The organism is Streptococcus sp. HMSC070B10, from assembly GCF_001808665.1.
GTDB lineage: Bacteria > Bacillota > Bacilli > Lactobacillales > Streptococcaceae > Streptococcus.
Map to the genome: position 1 here is coordinate 52328 of NZ_KV794215.1, position 15598 is coordinate 67925.

15 protein-coding genes are annotated in these 15598 nt (G+C 42.3%); 8 read left to right on the top strand and 7 right to left on the bottom strand.

Features of this window, described 5'->3' with window-relative positions; all coding sequences use genetic code 11:
* Positions 1-99 precede the first annotated feature (99 nt).
* The 5 genes from HMPREF2613_RS09635 to HMPREF2613_RS09655 form a co-directional block, all read right to left on the bottom strand.
* Complete coding sequence (locus HMPREF2613_RS09635; protein ID WP_000136858.1) at positions 100-1011, bottom strand: PTS system mannose/fructose/sorbose family transporter subunit IID; 912 nt, start codon at positions 1009-1011, stop codon at positions 100-102.
* A gap of 14 nt (positions 1012-1025) precedes the next feature.
* Complete coding sequence (locus tag HMPREF2613_RS09640) at positions 1026-1838, bottom strand: PTS mannose/fructose/sorbose transporter subunit IIC (protein ID WP_001280328.1); 813 nt, start codon at positions 1836-1838, stop codon at positions 1026-1028.
* 74 nt (positions 1839-1912) lie between these two features.
* A complete protein-coding gene (locus HMPREF2613_RS09645; RefSeq protein WP_070480147.1) occupies positions 1913-2902 on the bottom strand; it encodes a PTS sugar transporter subunit IIB in 990 nt (329 codons plus the stop codon).
* Between the two features lie 236 nt (positions 2903-3138).
* Positions 3139-4158, bottom strand: a complete 1020-nt coding sequence (gene adhP, locus HMPREF2613_RS09650) for an alcohol dehydrogenase AdhP (protein WP_000649182.1) — start codon at positions 4156-4158, stop codon at positions 3139-3141.
* A gap of 224 nt (positions 4159-4382) precedes the next feature.
* Positions 4383-5195, bottom strand: a complete 813-nt coding sequence (locus HMPREF2613_RS09655; RefSeq protein ID WP_061590020.1) for a Cof-type HAD-IIB family hydrolase — start codon at positions 5193-5195, stop codon at positions 4383-4385.
* Between the two features lie 189 nt (positions 5196-5384).
* Between HMPREF2613_RS09655 and HMPREF2613_RS09660 the strand changes: the two genes are divergently transcribed.
* The 6 genes from HMPREF2613_RS09660 to folK all read left to right on the top strand — a co-directional run bounded on the left by HMPREF2613_RS09660 (position 5385) and on the right by folK (position 11344).
* On the top strand, positions 5385-6803 hold the full coding sequence (locus HMPREF2613_RS09660; RefSeq protein ID WP_070480148.1) for an NCS2 family permease: 1419 nt from the start codon (positions 5385-5387) through the stop codon (positions 6801-6803).
* Positions 6804-6855: 52 nt separating this feature from the next.
* Complete coding sequence (locus HMPREF2613_RS09665) at positions 6856-7563, top strand: CPBP family intramembrane glutamic endopeptidase (protein WP_070480149.1); 708 nt, start codon at positions 6856-6858, stop codon at positions 7561-7563.
* A 93-nt stretch (positions 7564-7656) separates the two neighbouring features.
* Positions 7657-8631, top strand: a complete 975-nt coding sequence (gene folP / locus HMPREF2613_RS09670) for a dihydropteroate synthase (RefSeq protein ID WP_070480150.1) — start codon at positions 7657-7659, stop codon at positions 8629-8631.
* A gap of 1 nt (position 8632) precedes the next feature.
* The gene (locus HMPREF2613_RS09675) at positions 8633-9955 is read left to right on the top strand and encodes a bifunctional folylpolyglutamate synthase/dihydrofolate synthase (protein ID WP_070480151.1); all 1323 of its coding nucleotides are present in this window, start codon (positions 8633-8635) and stop codon (positions 9953-9955) included.
* Positions 9936-10490: a GTP cyclohydrolase I FolE gene (gene folE, locus HMPREF2613_RS09680; RefSeq protein ID WP_070480152.1), complete on the top strand. Its 555-nt coding sequence runs from the start codon at positions 9936-9938 to the stop codon at positions 10488-10490. The genes HMPREF2613_RS09675 and folE overlap by 20 nt, the downstream gene beginning before the upstream one ends.
* Before the next feature lie 41 nt (positions 10491-10531).
* A complete protein-coding gene (folK, locus tag HMPREF2613_RS09685) occupies positions 10532-11344 on the top strand; it encodes a 2-amino-4-hydroxy-6-hydroxymethyldihydropteridine diphosphokinase (protein ID WP_070480153.1) in 813 nt (270 codons plus the stop codon).
* A gap of 198 nt (positions 11345-11542) precedes the next feature.
* Here the strand turns inward: folK and HMPREF2613_RS09695 are convergent, their stop codons facing one another.
* Positions 11543-11860, bottom strand: coding sequence for a DUF960 domain-containing protein (locus HMPREF2613_RS09695; RefSeq protein WP_070480154.1), 318 nt, complete (start codon positions 11858-11860; stop codon positions 11543-11545).
* Between the two features lie 237 nt (positions 11861-12097).
* Between HMPREF2613_RS09695 and ccpA the strand changes: the two genes are divergently transcribed.
* Entirely contained in the window at positions 12098-13108 is a 1011-nt protein-coding gene (gene ccpA, locus HMPREF2613_RS09700; protein WP_001090628.1) for a catabolite control protein A, read from the top strand.
* A gap of 51 nt (positions 13109-13159) precedes the next feature.
* Here ccpA and HMPREF2613_RS09705 read toward each other — a convergent pair whose 3' ends face one another.
* Positions 13160-14122 (bottom strand): asparaginase, encoded by a 963-nt coding sequence (locus HMPREF2613_RS09705; protein ID WP_070480155.1) that lies wholly within the window; start codon positions 14120-14122, stop codon positions 13160-13162.
* Between the two features lie 65 nt (positions 14123-14187).
* On the opposite strand from HMPREF2613_RS09705, the gene HMPREF2613_RS09710 reads away from it, so the two are divergent.
* Positions 14188-15579 carry a Cof-type HAD-IIB family hydrolase gene (locus tag HMPREF2613_RS09710; protein WP_070480156.1) on the top strand — a complete coding sequence of 464 codons (1392 nt, stop codon included), beginning with the start codon at positions 14188-14190 and terminating at the stop codon, positions 15577-15579.
* Positions 15580-15598 lie beyond the last annotated feature (19 nt).

Sequence of the window (15598 nt, forward strand, 5' to 3'; positions counted from 1 at the left end):
AAGGCGACGCTGACGTGGTTTGAATTTGATTTTCATTGAGTATAAAAGCATAGAAAAAAGGAATCAGGCTTAGAACCTGGTTCCTTTTAAGTTGCTTGATTACATGATACCGAAGAAACGAGCTGCGATACCTACTGCAAAGAGTGCAAGGATGATTGAGATAGGTGATACTTTTTTCTTAAGCAACCACATGCAAAGGAAAGTAAGGAGAAGTCCCATCAATCCTGGAATCAATGAGTTCAACTGACCTTGAAGGGTTTGTGGTTGAATCTTATCTAGGCTCAATCCCCCTAGTGCTTGACCAAGGATACCTTTCAATTCAGCACCTGATACAGGACCTTCTGGGAAGTTGATGTAGGCACCTTCAGCCAATTGTTTACCAGGAAGGTTAACAGTGAAGTTGATCGATACCCAACGTTGTACAAGGACGGCAAGAATGAACATACCAAGGATAGAAGCACCTTTAGTGATGTCTTTCAAGATACCACCAGACATGTCTTTAGTGATTTCAGAACCAGCCTTGTAACCAAACTCTTGTGTGTACCATAGGAAGGCCATACGGATAGCGTTCCATCCGAAGAAGAAGAGAAGTGGACCAACCAAGTTACCAGATGCAGCAAGTGATGCACCAAGAGCTCCAAGGATAGGACGAACTGTAAACCAGAATACTGGGTCACCGATACCAGCAAGAGGTCCCATCATACCGATTTTAACCCCTTGGATAGCAGCGTCGTCGATTTCAACACCGTTCGCACGTTCTTCTTCAAGTGCAAGAGTAACCCCCATGATTGGAGCAGCTACGTATGGGTGTGTGTTGAAGAACTCAAGGTGACGCTCAAGAGCAGCAGCTTGGTCTTCTTTAGTAGTGTACAATTTTTTGATAGCTGGGATCAATGAATAAGCCCAACCCAAGTTTTGCATACGCTCGTAGTTCCAAGAACCTTGAAGGAATTGTGAACGCCACCAAACTTTTTTACGATCTGATTTTGATAATTGAAGTTTTTCAGTCATGATTGTTCCCCTTTCTAGTAGTCTTCTAGGATATCACCGATTGGGTCGTTAGAAGTCGCAGCTCCTCCGCCACCGTTACCACCTTGTTTTGAAAGGTTAAGGTAGATGAAGGCAAGGGCAACACCGACTACACCAAGGGCAATCAAAGTCAATTGAGAAATGGCAGCAAAAGCAAAACCGATTGCGAAGAATGGCCATACTTCACGAGTTGCCATCATGTTGATAACCATAGCGTAACCAACGGCAACGACCATAGCACCACCGACAGCCATACCACCGTTCAGCCAGTCTGGCATCAATTTAAGAGCATCTTGAACGGCAGAAGCTGGGATAGCGATAAGGAAGGCAGCAGGGATAGCAATACGAAGACCTTGAAGAAGAAGTGCGATAAAGTGAGCACGTTCAACAGCCGCAATATTTCCTTCTTTAGCAGCAGCATCTGCAGTGTGAACCAAACCAACTGAGATTGTACGAACAATCATTGTCAAGAAAAGTCCAGCTACGGCAAGAGGGATAGCTGTTGCTGTTGCAACGGCGATACCTTCAGTAGTAAAGTTACCACCTTTGATCAAGATGATTGCTGCGGCAACAGATGCAAGAGCAGCGTCAGGAGCTACGGCAGCTCCGATATTTGCCCAACCAAGGGCAATCATTTGAAGTGATCCACCAAGCATAACCCCTGCTTCGAGGTTACCAGTTGCAAGTCCGATAAGGGTACATGCGACGATTGGTTGATGGAATTGGAATTGGTCGAGGATACCTTCAAGACCTGCAAGGAAGGCAACAACTACAACCAAGACAGCAGAAATAATTGAAATATCTGACATGGTTTTATTCCTTTTCTATTTAATGATAATAAAGTGAAAAATTTTCTTAGGATTCTTCTATAGTTTAATGTCTATTATTGAACGTTGGCTTTGTTAATCAAGTCAAACAAATCTTTTTTCGTGTCGTTTGGTACTTTACGTACGTCAAATTCAACACCGAGGTCACGCATTTTTTCAAATGTAGCAACGTCATCTTTGTCCATAGACAAAACGTTGTTGACCATTGTTTTACCTGTTGAGTGAGCCATTGATCCTACGTTAAGGGTCTTGATTGGCACGCCACCTTCGATTGCACGAAGGGCATCTTGAGGTGTTTCAAACAAGATAAGGGCATGTGTTTCTCCAAAGCGTGGGTCTTTTGAAACCTCGATCAATTTTTGAATTGGAACCACATTGGCTCTGACATTATTTGGAGCTGCTTGTTTAATCAATTCTTTACGAAGATCGTCGTTGGCAACGTTATCTGAAGCAACGATGATACGGTCTGCTTTTGAATCTGGAGTCCAAGCAGTTGCAACCTGACCGTGAAGTAGACGAGTGTCTAAGCGAGCAAGGTTGATTTTGAGTTTCCCATCACCGATAACAGTTCCTTCTGGAATCGCAGCTTGGGCAACTGGAGCAGCTGCAACGCTTGCTACTTCCTCAACTGGGTTTAGCTCTTCTGGAAGAGCTTTGATGCCATCTTTGGCTTCTTTAATGATATTCGCAGCGACTTTTTCTACACCTGCAGCAGCGTCCATCAGGCGCTCTGTATAGGCTTGAATTAACATCGGTAAGTTCAGTCCTGTGATGATGGCAAACTTACGCTCAGGATTTTCTCCCATCACGCGGCTAGCTTGGTTAAATGGAGATCCACTCCAAAGGTCAGCCAAAACTAGAACCTCATCCTCTGCGTCAAATGCAGCAACAGCGTTATTAAACTTAGCGTATAGATCATCAGGACCTTCATTTGGCATAAAGGTTACAACTTGAACCTTTTCTTGTTCACCAAAGATCATAGATCCTGACTGATGAATACCCGCAGCAAATTCGCCGTGGCTCGCAATAATGATTCCGATACTCATTATTGTCATTCCTCCTTTTTGTTGTTTCAGTTTTCTTTTAAGAAAACTTTAAGACTTTTTAAGTATAAACCGTTTTCATCTAAAAATCAACTATTTATCATAAAATAATTAAAAAGATTACATCTGAAAATATTGATATATTGAGTTTTAGAGAAGTTTTTTTGAATCCTTATTAAAAAATTTAATATAAAAAAGTTGGAAGCGCATTCCAACTTTTAAAATAGGTTTTTATTAGATTAGTGGGTGAAGTCGAGTACCATACGTCCTTGGATTTGACCTTTTTCCATTTCGTCGAAAATAGCTACGGCATCTTCGACTGGGCGTTTTTGAACAACTGGAACTACCAAACCTTCTGCACCGAATTGGAAGGCTTCTTCCAAGTCTTTACGAGTTCCAACAAGAGAACCGATGACTTGGATTCCATCTAGAACGGTTTTTACGATACTTAGTTCCATCATTTCAGAAGGAAGACCAACAGCGACTACGCGACCACCGGCACGAACTGAGTCAACAGCCTGATTGAAGGCAACTTTAGATACAGCAGTTACGACAGCTGAATGAGCTCCACCATCAGTTTTTTCCTTGATGAGTCCAGGTACATCATCAACTTCTAGGCCGTTAATAACGATATCAGCACCGACCTCTTTTGCAAGGGCAAGTTTGTCGTTATTGATATCAACTGCGATGACATGAGCATTGAATACTTTTTTAGCGTATTGAACAGCTAGGTTACCAAGTCCACCAGCACCGTAAAGAACAACCCATTGGCCTGGTTCAACTTTTGCTTCTTTAATAGCTTTATAGGTTGTTACACCAGCACATGTGATAGAAGAGGCTTGGGCTGGATCAAGTCCGTCAGGAACTTTGACAGCATAGTCTGCAGTTACAATACATTGTTCAGCCATACCACCATCTACTGAGTAGCCAGCATTTTTCACTGTACGGCAAAGAGTTTCACGGCCAGTTGTACAGTATTCGCAAGTACCACATCCTTCAAAGAACCAAGCAACGCTGACGCGGTCACCGACTTTAAGGCTTTTAACATCTGGGGCAATTTCTTTAACGATACCAACACCTTCGTGTCCTAGGACGCGTCCTGGTACTTGACCAAAGTCACCATGGGCAACGTGGAGGTCAGTGTGGCAAACACCACAGTATTCAATCTCTACAAGTGCTTCTCCAGTTTCAAGTGGACGGAGTACTTTTTCTTCAACAGCAACACCAGTGCTTTCTGGATTTACAACAACAGCTTTCATAGCTATCCTCCTTGATATTAACTGAGAGCAGGAGAAACAGGACTGGATTGATTTTGTGTCAACAGAGTCGAGTATGACGAGCTCTCTTGTATTTATATGTGAAGTATATCACAAAAGAAAGCCTTTTCCAAGGTTTTGGAGGCAAAAAATAGAACAATCGATTAACTGGTTGATGAGACTGTGAAAAGAGCACAAAGACCAGCTTGCAAGCTGGTCAGAATGGACTATAAGAATAAATCTTGCAGGGTTTTGGCAACCCCGTCTTGGTCATTTGTCAGGGAAATTTGCTCATCCGCATAAGGGAGTAGCTCTGGGTTGGCATTTTTCATGGCATAGCCCTTTCCAGCAAAAGCGAGCATTTCGGTATCATTGTGTTCATCTCCAAAGGCAATCAAATCCTTTTTGTCGCGGTTCATTACCTTGAGCAAGTAGTCCAAAGCAAAGGCCTTGTTGACTCCTTTTGGGGTACACTCAAGGATATTGAGCGGACCACCCCAAGTATTGATAGACAGTTGATGCTGGTAGAAGGCGTTCATTTCTTTTGCAAGGGCATACTTGTCACTGGCTCTGGTCTGCAGCAGAATACAGTTAGGATCTTTGGTGACTAACTCAGGCTGGAATTGATCTTCGGGTTGGAATGCTTCCACACCAAATAGTTTGGGATTGGCAATTTCTTCATTAGGATTTGTAATGTAGAATTTTTTACGATATTCTCCAGCGATAAAATCGGCTTGAATGTCCTCTGAACGTTGAACCATGTCTAGCAGATATTTTTTGTCTACAGTTAGACACTTTTCAAAATCCCAAACTTGGTCTGGTAAATGAGTAAGGGAACCGTTGAAATTAATCATAGGAGTGTCTAAGCCCAGTTCACGGTAAAAATCTTTTGACATACGGTAAGGGCGACCTGTCGTAATAATAACCTGATGGCCTTTTTCAACAACTTTTTTTATGGTTTCTTTTGTAAAGTCAGAAATTTGACTGTCTGAGTTGAGCAGGGTTCCATCCAAATCAACTGCAATAATTTTTTTCGTCATAGGGACCTTTCTAGTGTCTTTTCAGATAAGATGTCTACTATTATAACAGAAAGCAGGCAGAAAAGCAGAGTCCAAACAAAAAATGAAATTTCATCAAATTCTTAAATAAATCAAACAAAGATATTGAAAAAGTGAATGATAAATGATATAATTCTATTATTGTTCGTAAAAATTAAAAGGAGATTGATAATGGACAAATTATTTAAACTAAAAGAGAACGGTACAGACGTTCGTACAGAGGTTCTCGCTGGTTTAACAACTTTCTTTGCAATGAGCTATATTCTCTTTGTAAACCCACAAATTCTTTCACAAACAGGGATGCCTGCTCAGGGTGTCTTCTTAGCGACGATTATTGGTGCAGTAGCTGGTACCTTGATGATGGCTTTTTACGCTAACTTACCTTATGCCCAAGCACCAGGTATGGGACTAAATGCCTTCTTTACCTTTACAGTCGTATTTGGACTTGGTTATTCTTGGCAAGAAGCCTTAGCTATGGTCTTCATCTGTGGTGTCATCTCATTGATTATTACCTTGACAAATGTTCGTAAAATGATCATTGAATCGATTCCAAATGCCCTTCGCTCAGCTATTTCAGCCGGTATCGGTGTCTTCCTTGCCTATGTAGGGATTAAGAATGCTGGACTTTTGAAATTTACGATTGATCCAGGTAACTATACTGTTGTAGGAGAAGGGGCTGACAAAGCTAAAGCAACGATTGCAGCGAACTCTTCAGCGGTTCCAGGATTAGTTGACTTTAATAATCCAGCTGTTTTGGTGGCTCTTGCAGGACTTGCTATCACAATCTTCTTTGTTATCAAAGGAATTAAAGGGGGAATTATCCTCTCTATCTTGACAACAACTGTTCTTGCTATCGCAGTTGGTTTGGTAGATTTGTCTAGTATCGATTTTGCTAATAACCATGTTGGTGCAGCCTTTGAAGATTTGAAGGTAGTTTTTGGTGCAGCTCTTGGTTCAGAAGGTTTGGGAGCTTTGATTTCAGATACAGCTCGCTTGCCTGAAACTCTGATGGCCATTCTAGCCTTCTCATTGACAGATATTTTTGACACGATTGGTACCTTGATCGGTACAGGTGAAAAAGTTGGTATCGTAGCGACAAATGGTGAAAACCACCAATCAGCTAAGTTGGACAAGGCTCTTTACTCTGACTTGATTGGTACTTCAATTGGCGCCATCGCTGGTACTTCGAACGTAACGACTTATGTTGAGTCTGCTGCTGGTATCGGTGCAGGTGGACGTACTGGTTTGACAGCCTTGGTCGTGGCAATTTGTTTTGCGATCTCAAGCTTCTTTAGCCCACTGTTAGCTATCGTACCTTCATCTGCTACAGCTCCAATCTTGATTATTGTTGGAATTATGATGCTTGGTAGCTTGAAAAATATCCATTGGGACGATATGGCTGAAGCGGTTCCTGCTTTCTTCACATCTATCTTTATGGGATTCAGCTACTCTATCACTCAAGGGATTGCAGTTGGTTTCTTGACTTACACTTTGACTAAGCTTGTCAAAGGTCAAGCTAAAGATGTTCATGTCATGATTTGGATTTTGGATGCCTTATTTATCCTTAACTATATTAGCATGGCCTTATAATAGGATTACCCAGGGGGATTTTTCCCCTTTTTTAATACCAAGGAGATAGGTGATGAAAGAGAAAAATATGTGGAAAGAATTATTGAATCGTGTAGGTTGGTTGTTAATCTTTTTGCTGGCGACAATTTTATATCAGATTCCTATAGGGGTTACTGCTATTTTAACTTTAAATGCAGTACCACTGTTGCAGTCAGGACTGATAGTTGCTGGTATTTCGATTGTAGTTCTGGCACTATTTATTATTGGAGCTCGTAAAACGCAGTTAGCAAGTTTTAATTTTTCTTTTTTTAGAGCGAAGGATTTGGCACGTTTGGGCTTGAGTTATTTAGTTATTATCGGGTCAAATATACTTGGTTCTATCTTGTTACAACTGTCAAATGAGACGACAACAAGTAACCAGTCTCAGATTAACGATATGGTTCAGAATAGTTCTCTGATTTCCAGTTTCTTCTTGCTGGCTTTGCTTGCTCCGATTTGTGAGGAAATCTTGTGCCGTGGGATTGTTCCTAAAAAGATTTTCCGAGGAAAGGAGAACTTGGGATTTGTAGTCGGTACGATTGTGTTTGCTTTATTGCATCAACCAAGTAATTTACCTTCTTTATTGATTTATGGAGGTATGTCGACAGTTCTATCTTGGACGGCTTACAAGACCCAACGTTTGGAAATGTCTATCTTACTTCACATGATTGTGAATGGGGTTGCTTTCTGTTTGTTGGCTCTCGTGGTGATTTTGAGTCGGACATTAGGGATTTCTGTTTAAGATTTTTGACAATTGCTTACTTGTTTCTACTGGGAAAAAGATGAATGCAATCGTGTCCATCTTTTTCTTTTTATGGTAAAATAGAGAAATAATATGGTGAAAAGCCTTGAGGGAGTGACCGATATGTCAAGTAAAGCCAATCATGCAAAGACAGCTATTTGCGGAATTATCAATGTAACCCCAGACTCCTTTTCGGACGGTGGTCAATTTTTTGCTCTTGAGCAGGCACTCCAGCAGGCTCGTAAATTGATAGCAGAAGGAGCCAGCATGCTAGATATCGGTGGAGAATCGACTCGGCCGGGAAGTAGCTATGTTGAGATAGAAGAGGAAATCCAGCGTGTTGTTCCAGTAATCAAAGCTATTCGCAAGGAAAGTGATGTCCTCATCTCTATTGATACTTGGAAAAGTCAGGTGGCAGAGGCTGTTTTGGCTGCTGGTGCTAATCTAGTCAATGATATCACTGGTCTCATGGGTGATGAAAAAATGGCGGATGTGGTTGCTAAGGCTGGTGCGAAAGTAGTCATTATGTTTAATCCAGTCATGGCGCGACCTCAGCATCCTAGCTCGCTCATATTTCCTCATTTTGGTTTTGGTCAAGCTTTTACAGAGGAAGAGTTAGCTGACTTTGAAAAAATGCCAATCGAAGACTTGATGGAGGCTTTCTTTGATAGAGCCTTAGCGAGAGCAGAGGAAGCTGGTATTGCACTAGAAAATATCCTGTTGGATCCAGGAATTGGCTTTGGTCTGACCAAGAAAGAAAATTTGCTTCTTTTACGGGACCTGGATAAACTCCATCAGAAGGGCTATCCAATCTTTCTTGGAGTGTCGCGCAAGCGGTTTGTCATCAATATCCTTGAAGAAAGTGGGTTTGAGGTCAATCCTGAGACAGAGCTTGGTTTCCGAAATCGGGACACAGCTTCGGCTCATGTAACTAGTATCGCTGCGAGACAGGGTGTAGAAGTGGTGCGCGTGCATGATGTAGCTAGTCACAGGATGGCAGTTGAAATTGCCTCCGCCATTCGTCTGGCTGATGAAGCGGAAAATCTAGATTTAAAACAATATAAATAAGATGAAAGAAATTCAAAACAATCAGTGGATTGCCCACTATCGGACGGACCAACCGCATTTTGGCTTGGAACGAATGGTGGAACTATTAGCTTTGCGTGGCAATCCCCATCTCAAACTCAAGGTCATCCATATCGGAGGGACCAATGGCAAGGGTTCGACCATTGCTTTTTTGAAAAATATGTTGGAAAAGCTAGGGCTGAGAGTTGGCGTGTTTAGCTCGCCCTATCTCATTCATTATACAGACCAGATTAGCATCAATGGGGAATCTATCCCAGAGGCTAGACTAGAAGCTCTCATGGTGGACTATCAGTCTTTGCTTGAGGGGGAATCGGCTGCCAATTTGCAGGGGACAACTGAATTTGAGATAATTACAGCTATAGCCTATGACTACTTTGCTTCAGAGCAAGTAGATGTGGCTATCATGGAAGTCGGCATGGGTGGACTTTTGGATAGTACCAATGTCTGCCATCCCATTTTAACAGGCATCACGACTATTGGATTGGACCATGTAGCCCTACTTGGTGACACCTTGGAAGCTATAGCAGAGCAGAAAGCTGGTATTATCAAACAAGGTATTCCCTTGGTGACAGGTCGTATCGCTCCAGAAGCTTTGGTTGTCATTGACGCTATTGCGGAAGGGAAAGATGCGCCGAGACTTGCCTACGGGGCAGATTATCAAGTTAGTCACCAAGAGAGTGTGGTAACAGGTGAAGTCTTTGACTATACAAGTGTTGTCAGACAAGGTCGCTTCCAGACTGGCCTGCTTGGTTTGCACCAGATAGAGAATGCTGGGATGGCTATAGCTTTACTTGATACTTTTTGTCAAGAAGATGGTCGAGAGTTACCAGCTAATACTTTGCTTGCTCAAGCCTTGGAAGAAACAAGTTGGTCGGGGCGTTTGGAAATCGTGTCAAGAGATCCCTTGATGATTTTGGATGGAGCCCACAATCCCCATGCTATCAAGGCTTTATTAGCAACCTTGCAAGAACGCTTTGCGGATTATCGTAAGGAAATCCTCTTTACTTGTATCAAAACCAAGGCCTTGGAGGATATGTTGGACTTGTTGGAGCAAATCCAAGATACCGAGGTTACCCTGACACATTTTGACGATAGTCGGGCGACTGATGAAAAAGTGCTGAAAGAGGCAGCCAAGTCTAGAAATCTCAGCCATCAGGGTTGGCAGGATTTTCTAGAGCAGAAATTGACAGATAAAAAAGAAGAGAAAAAAACAGTTAGGATTGTCACAGGTTCCTTGTATTTCTTGAGCCAAGTGAGAGCCTATCTGATGGAGAGGAAAAACGAAAATGGATACACAAAAGATTGAAGCAGCTGTAAAAATGATTATTGAGGCTGTCGGAGAGGACGTTAATCGCGAGGGCTTGCAGGAAACACCTGCTCGTGTCGCTCGTATGTACCAAGAGATTTTTTCAGGTCTTGGTCAAACAGCGGAGGAACATTTGTCAAAATCCTTTGAGATTATTGACGATAATATGGTGGTAGAAAAGGATATTTTTTTCCATACCATGTGTGAACACCACTTCTTGCCATTTTATGGTAGAGCGCATATTGCCTATATTCCAGATGGTCGAGTGGCAGGTTTGTCTAAGCTAGCCCGTACGGTTGAAGTTTATTCGAAAAAGCCGCAAATTCAAGAACGTTTGAATATCGAAGTGGCCGATGCCTTGATGGACTATCTAGGTGCTAAAGGAGCCTTTGTTGTCATTGAGGCGGAACATATGTGTATGAGCATGCGTGGTGTCAGAAAACCAGGCACTGCAACCTTGACGACAGTAGCTCGTGGTCTATTTGAAACAGATAAGGACCTCCGAAATCAGGCTTATCGTTTAATGGGACTATAAAAGAATCCGCTTTGGGCGGATTTTTCTAGAAAGGAATCATTATGGATCAACTGCAGATTAAGGATTTGGAAATTTTTGCCTATCATGGTCTTTTTCCTAGTGAGAAGGAATTGGGGCAAAAATTTATCGTTTCAGCCATCTTATCTTATGATATGACCAAGGCGGCTACAGACTTGGATTTGACGGCCTCTGTCCATTACGGAGAATTGTGTCAGCAGTGGACGACTTGGTTTCAGGAAACAACTGAGGACTTGATTGAAACGGTAGCCTACAAACTGGTAGAACGTACCTTTGAGGCTTATCCTCTTGTCCAAGAAATTAAGCTGGAACTGAAAAAACCTTGGGCGCCAGTGCATTTGCCACTAGATACTTGCTCGGTAACCATTCATCGCCGCAAGCAACGGGCCTTTATCGCCCTAGGAAGTAATATGGGAGATAAACAAGTAAACTTGAAACAAGCCATTGAGAAAATGCGAAATCGAGGTATCCATATTCTCAAAGAGTCCAGTGTCTTGACGACGGAGCCTTGGGGAGGTGTCGAGCAAGATAGCTTTGCTAATCAAGTGGTTGAGGTTGAAACCTGGTTGCCCGCCCCAGTTCTATTAGAGACCTTGTTAGCCATTGAGTCAGAGATGGGAAGGGTGCGAGAAGTGCATTGGGGACCTCGTTTGATTGATTTGGACTTGCTCTTTGTGGAGGATCAGATCCTTTATACAGACGACCTTATATTGCCTCATCCTTACATAGCGGAACGCCTTTTTGTTCTCGAGTCCTTACAGGAAATTGCGCCTCATTTCATCCATCCGACATTAAAGCAACCTATCCGTAACTTGTATAATGCTTTGAAACAATAGAAAAAACTCTAGTTTTCAGTCACTTGCAACTGAAGGCTAGAGTTTTTATACTCTTCGAAAATCTCTTCAAACCACGTCAGCGTCGCCTTACCGTAGGTATGGTTACTGACTTCGTCAGTTCTATCCACAACCTCAAAACAGTGTTTTGAGCAACCCTGCGGCTAGCTTCCTAGTTTGCTCTTTGATTTTCATTGAGTATTAAAATAGGTCATTTTCTTCTGGGAGGAGGATAGTTTCTCTACCATCCATGTCTAAAATCAAGACTCTGGGGGGATAAAGAGGGTCAAAGGGATGGTTAAAATCAAAATCAATGGCTGTAGGGAGGTGTTGACTTGAAAAGTGGAAGGTAATTTTTCCTTGGTTATTGAGCAATTGAAACTCGAGTTCTTCTTCCAATTCAAAGACATTTTTTAAGAAATGGTCGATGATATACCAAAAAGAGTCAATGACATCATCAGGCAAGCTGGTAACAATGCCAAAACTAGCTGACCGCATGTGGGTATTGGTAAAAGCCATATTTCTTCCCCCTTTCTTTTCCCTTATCATACAGCAAATAGGATTAAAAATCAAGAAAAGGTGATTTTTTCTTCATAAACATAGCTTCCTATGAAATTTTTTCAAATAATCTTCAAAAAACGCTTGAAAGTGTTTACAAATAGTGATAAAATGGAATAAGTAGAATCATGAAAACGAAATTTTCATACCGTCTCTTTTTTTGGAGTCTCGTGAGGTATGATATAGAAAGGAAATGGAATGAATACAGACGATACAGTAACGATTTATGATGTCGCCCGTGAAGCAGGAGTTTCAATGGCGACAGTTAGCCGTGTAGTCAATGGCAACAAGAATGTAAAAGAGAATACTCGAAAAAAAGTGCTTGAGGTGATTGACCGTTTGGATTACCGTCCAAATGCAGTGGCGCGTGGTCTTGCAAGTAAAAAGACAACCACTGTCGGTGTCGTGATTCCAAATATTACCAATGGCTATTTCTCAACGCTTGCTAAAGGGATTGATGATATCGCTGAAATGTACAAGTATAATATCGTCCTTGCCAATAGTGATGAGGATGATGACAAGGAAGTTTCAGTTGTCAATACATTGTTTTCTAAGCAAGTGGATGGTATCATCTTTATGGGGTACCACTTGACTGAAAAAATTCGTTCAGAGTTTTCTCGTTCTCGAACACCAGTTGTTCTTGCAGGAACTGTGGATGTAGAACATCAGCTTCCAAGTGTCAATATTGACTACAAACAAGCAACGATTGATGCAGTAACCTACCTTGCTAAAGAGAACGAGCGCATTGCTTTCGTTAGTGGTCCGTTAGTGGATGACATCAATGGTAAGGTTCGTTTGGTTGGCTACAAGGAAGCCTTGAAAAAAGCAGGTATTTCTTATAGCGAAGGATTGGTATTTGAATCCAAATACACTTATGAAGACGGTTATGCCTTGGCAGAACGCTTGATTTCATCAAACGCAACTGCAGCAGTTGTAACAGGTGATGAGTTGGCAGCAGGTGTCTTGAACGGCCTTGCTGATAAGGGTGTGTCAGTACCAGAAGAATTTGAAATCATTACTAGTGATGATTCACAAGTATCTCGCTTTACCCGTCCAAACTTGACCACTATTGCCCAACCTCTTTATGACCTTGGTGCTATAAGTATGCGTATGTTGACTAAGATTATGCACAAGGAAGAGTTGGAAGAACGTGAAGTTCTCTTACCTCATGGTTTGACAGAACGTCGCTCAACACGAAAACGTAAATAGAAAAAATCAGGGAATCGTGTAGATTTCCTGATTTGTTTTTAGAGAAGAGACTTACCCTTCCATATAGTCTTTCAAAGCCTGTCCTGTTAGTCCGGCATTGAGGGCGATGAGGAGTTTCAAACGGGCTTTTTGGGCGTTGAGTTCTTTAACAAAGAAAACGCCTGATTTTTGCAACTGTACGCCTCCACCCTGGTAGGCATAAACAGGTTCGGCAATACCGTTAAAGCATCGTGATACCAGAGCGACTGGGATTCCTTTTTGCAGAAGGCTTTCTAATTTTTGAGCCGTTTCTTTGGGAATATTACCAGCTCCGAAGGCTTGGATAATCAAACCATCCAATTGATCTAAATCCAGCATATCAATCAGCTCATCTGTCATACCAGCATAAGCAGAGATGATAGGGACTAAGCCTTGTATGTGATTAAGGTCAAAGCGAACACGAGATTCAGCTGTTTTGAAGTAGAGGATTTCCCGCTTCGTAATCAGACCAAGTGGCCCATGTGTTGGGGTCTGGAAGGTGCCGACGTTGGTCGTATGCGTTTTGGTAACATACTTGGCAGCATGGATTTCATCGTTCATAACAACCAAAACCCCTTTGTCCGCAGCCCTGTCATCGCTAGCCACCCGTAAAGCACTCAGATAGTTATAAACACCGTCGCTGCCGAGTTCGTTAGAGCTACGCATGGCCCCTGTTAGAACGATAGGCATATGGGGAACTTCCATGGTATCAAGGAAATAGGCTGTTTCCTCTAAAGTATCGGTTCCGTGTGTGATCACCACTCCATCGTAGTTAGCAGCTTCCTCTTTAATTTTCTGGTAGAGGGCCAGCATATGTTTGGGTTTGATATGGGGGCTTGGTAGGTTAAAAAAGTCCAAGGCGTGGACTTGGATTCCTTCAAGAGGATTGGACACATGGTTCATGGGATTATCTGAACTTGTCACAACAGCGCCAGAAGCATCGGCCTGCATGGAAATAGTCCCACCCGTATGTAAAACAAGGATTTTCTTAGGCATGATTTACTCACTCTTTCTGAAATGTGGTATAATCATTGTATCACAAAAGGGGAGATTGGGATAGGATGGAAGTCAAAGCTGTTTTTTTTGATATCGATGGAACCTTGGTCAACGATCGCAAGAGTGTTTTGAAATCCACTAAGGATGCGATTAAAATAGTCAAAGAACAAGGGGTGCTTGTCGGCGTAGCGACAGGACGAGGACCTTTTTTTGTTAAGGAATTGATGGACGATTTAGATCTAGATTTCGCAGTAACCTATAATGGCCAGTATATCTTTACTAAAGACAGAGTCTTGTTCACGAGTCCTATTTCCAAGTTACATTTGCGCCAGCTTATTACGTATGCTAAAAAAGAGGGTAAGGAGATTGCCCTAGGGACAAAGGATGCCATGTTGGGTTCTAAAATCATGTCCTTTGGTTTGGGTTCTTTTTCCCAACGAATCAGTCGCTTCGTTCCCTCAGTTTTAACTCGGACAGTGAGTCATTCCTTTAATCGTATGGTCAGCAAGGTTGTTCCCCAAAAGGAAGAAGACTTGCTTGATCTGATGAATCAACCTATCTACCAAGTCTTGATGCTGATGACGCCAGAAGAATCTGAGAAGGCGGCAGCTGATTTTGAAGACTTGAAATTGACACGTAGCAATCCTTTTGCTGCGGATGTCATCAATCAGGGAAATTCTAAATTGGAAGGTATACGCCGAGTTGGGAAAGAATATGGCTTTGACCTCAACCAAGTCATGGCCTTTGGTGACTCAGATAATGATCTAGAAATGCTGGCTGGTGTCGGTATGTCAGTTGCTATGGGAAATGGTAGTAGCAGTGTCAAGGAAGTCGCCAAACACATCACCACCAGCAATCAGCAAGACGGAATTCACAAGGCCTTGGAACATTTTGGTGTTTTGGCTTCAGAAAAAGTCTTTGTTAGCCGTGACTATCATTTCAATAAGGTCAAGACCTTCCACCACATGATGGATGAACGGACTCAAGAAGAACCTCGAGCTTGGGATATAGAAGGTGCAACCCACAGGGCTGGCTTTAAAATAGAAGAATTGGTTGAGTTTGTTCGAGCTGCCAGTCCTTCGGAAGAGGATTTTGGTCAAGCTTTATCGCAACTTCATCAAGCCCTTGATAAGGCAGCAGATAAAGTAGCCAAGAAGACACCTGCCCAGCAAGATTTGGTAGGGCAAGTGGATGCCTTGATTGACACGCTTTACTTTACCTATGGTAGTTTTGTCTTGATGGGGGTGGACCCAGAACGTATTTTTGATATCGTCCATCAGGCCAATATGGGGAAAATTTTCCCTGACGGCAAGGCCCATTTTGATCCAGTGACCCATAAAATCTTAAAACCAGATGATTGGGAAGAAAAATATGCTCCAGAACCTGCTATTAAAAAGGAACTGCAGCGCCAACTCAAGGCTTATGAACGCCATAAAGAGAGAAATAATACTCAATGAAAATCAAAGAGCAAACTAG

Coding starts and splice junctions, on each gene's coding strand:
- HMPREF2613_RS09675 (WP_070480151.1), top strand. CDS start 8,633: ATGAAAGAAATTCAAAACAATCAGTGGATTGCCCACTATCGGACGGAC.
- HMPREF2613_RS09640 (WP_001280328.1), bottom strand. CDS start 1,838: ATGTCAGATATTTCAATTATTTCTGCTGTCTTGGTTGTAGTTGTTGCC.
- HMPREF2613_RS09710 (WP_070480156.1), top strand. CDS start 14,188: ATGGAAGTCAAAGCTGTTTTTTTTGATATCGATGGAACCTTGGTCAAC.
- HMPREF2613_RS09665 (WP_070480149.1), top strand. CDS start 6,856: ATGAAAGAGAAAAATATGTGGAAAGAATTATTGAATCGTGTAGGTTGG.
- adhP (WP_000649182.1), bottom strand. CDS start 4,158: ATGAAAGCTGTTGTTGTAAATCCAGAAAGCACTGGTGTTGCTGTTGAA.
- HMPREF2613_RS09695 (WP_070480154.1), bottom strand. CDS start 11,860: ATGGCTTTTACCAATACCCACATGCGGTCAGCTAGTTTTGGCATTGTT.
- HMPREF2613_RS09635 (WP_000136858.1), bottom strand. CDS start 1,011: ATGACTGAAAAACTTCAATTATCAAAATCAGATCGTAAAAAAGTTTGG.
- folP (WP_070480150.1), top strand. CDS start 7,657: ATGGTGAAAAGCCTTGAGGGAGTGACCGATATGTCAAGTAAAGCCAAT.
- HMPREF2613_RS09655 (WP_061590020.1), bottom strand. CDS start 5,195: ATGACGAAAAAAATTATTGCAGTTGATTTGGATGGAACCCTGCTCAAC.
- folE (WP_070480152.1), top strand. CDS start 9,936: ATGGATACACAAAAGATTGAAGCAGCTGTAAAAATGATTATTGAGGCT.
- HMPREF2613_RS09645 (WP_070480147.1), bottom strand. CDS start 2,902: ATGAGTATCGGAATCATTATTGCGAGCCACGGCGAATTTGCTGCGGGT.
- folK (WP_070480153.1), top strand. CDS start 10,532: ATGGATCAACTGCAGATTAAGGATTTGGAAATTTTTGCCTATCATGGT.
- HMPREF2613_RS09660 (WP_070480148.1), top strand. CDS start 5,385: ATGGACAAATTATTTAAACTAAAAGAGAACGGTACAGACGTTCGTACA.
- HMPREF2613_RS09705 (WP_070480155.1), bottom strand. CDS start 14,122: ATGCCTAAGAAAATCCTTGTTTTACATACGGGTGGGACTATTTCCATG.
- ccpA (WP_001090628.1), top strand. CDS start 12,098: ATGAATACAGACGATACAGTAACGATTTATGATGTCGCCCGTGAAGCA.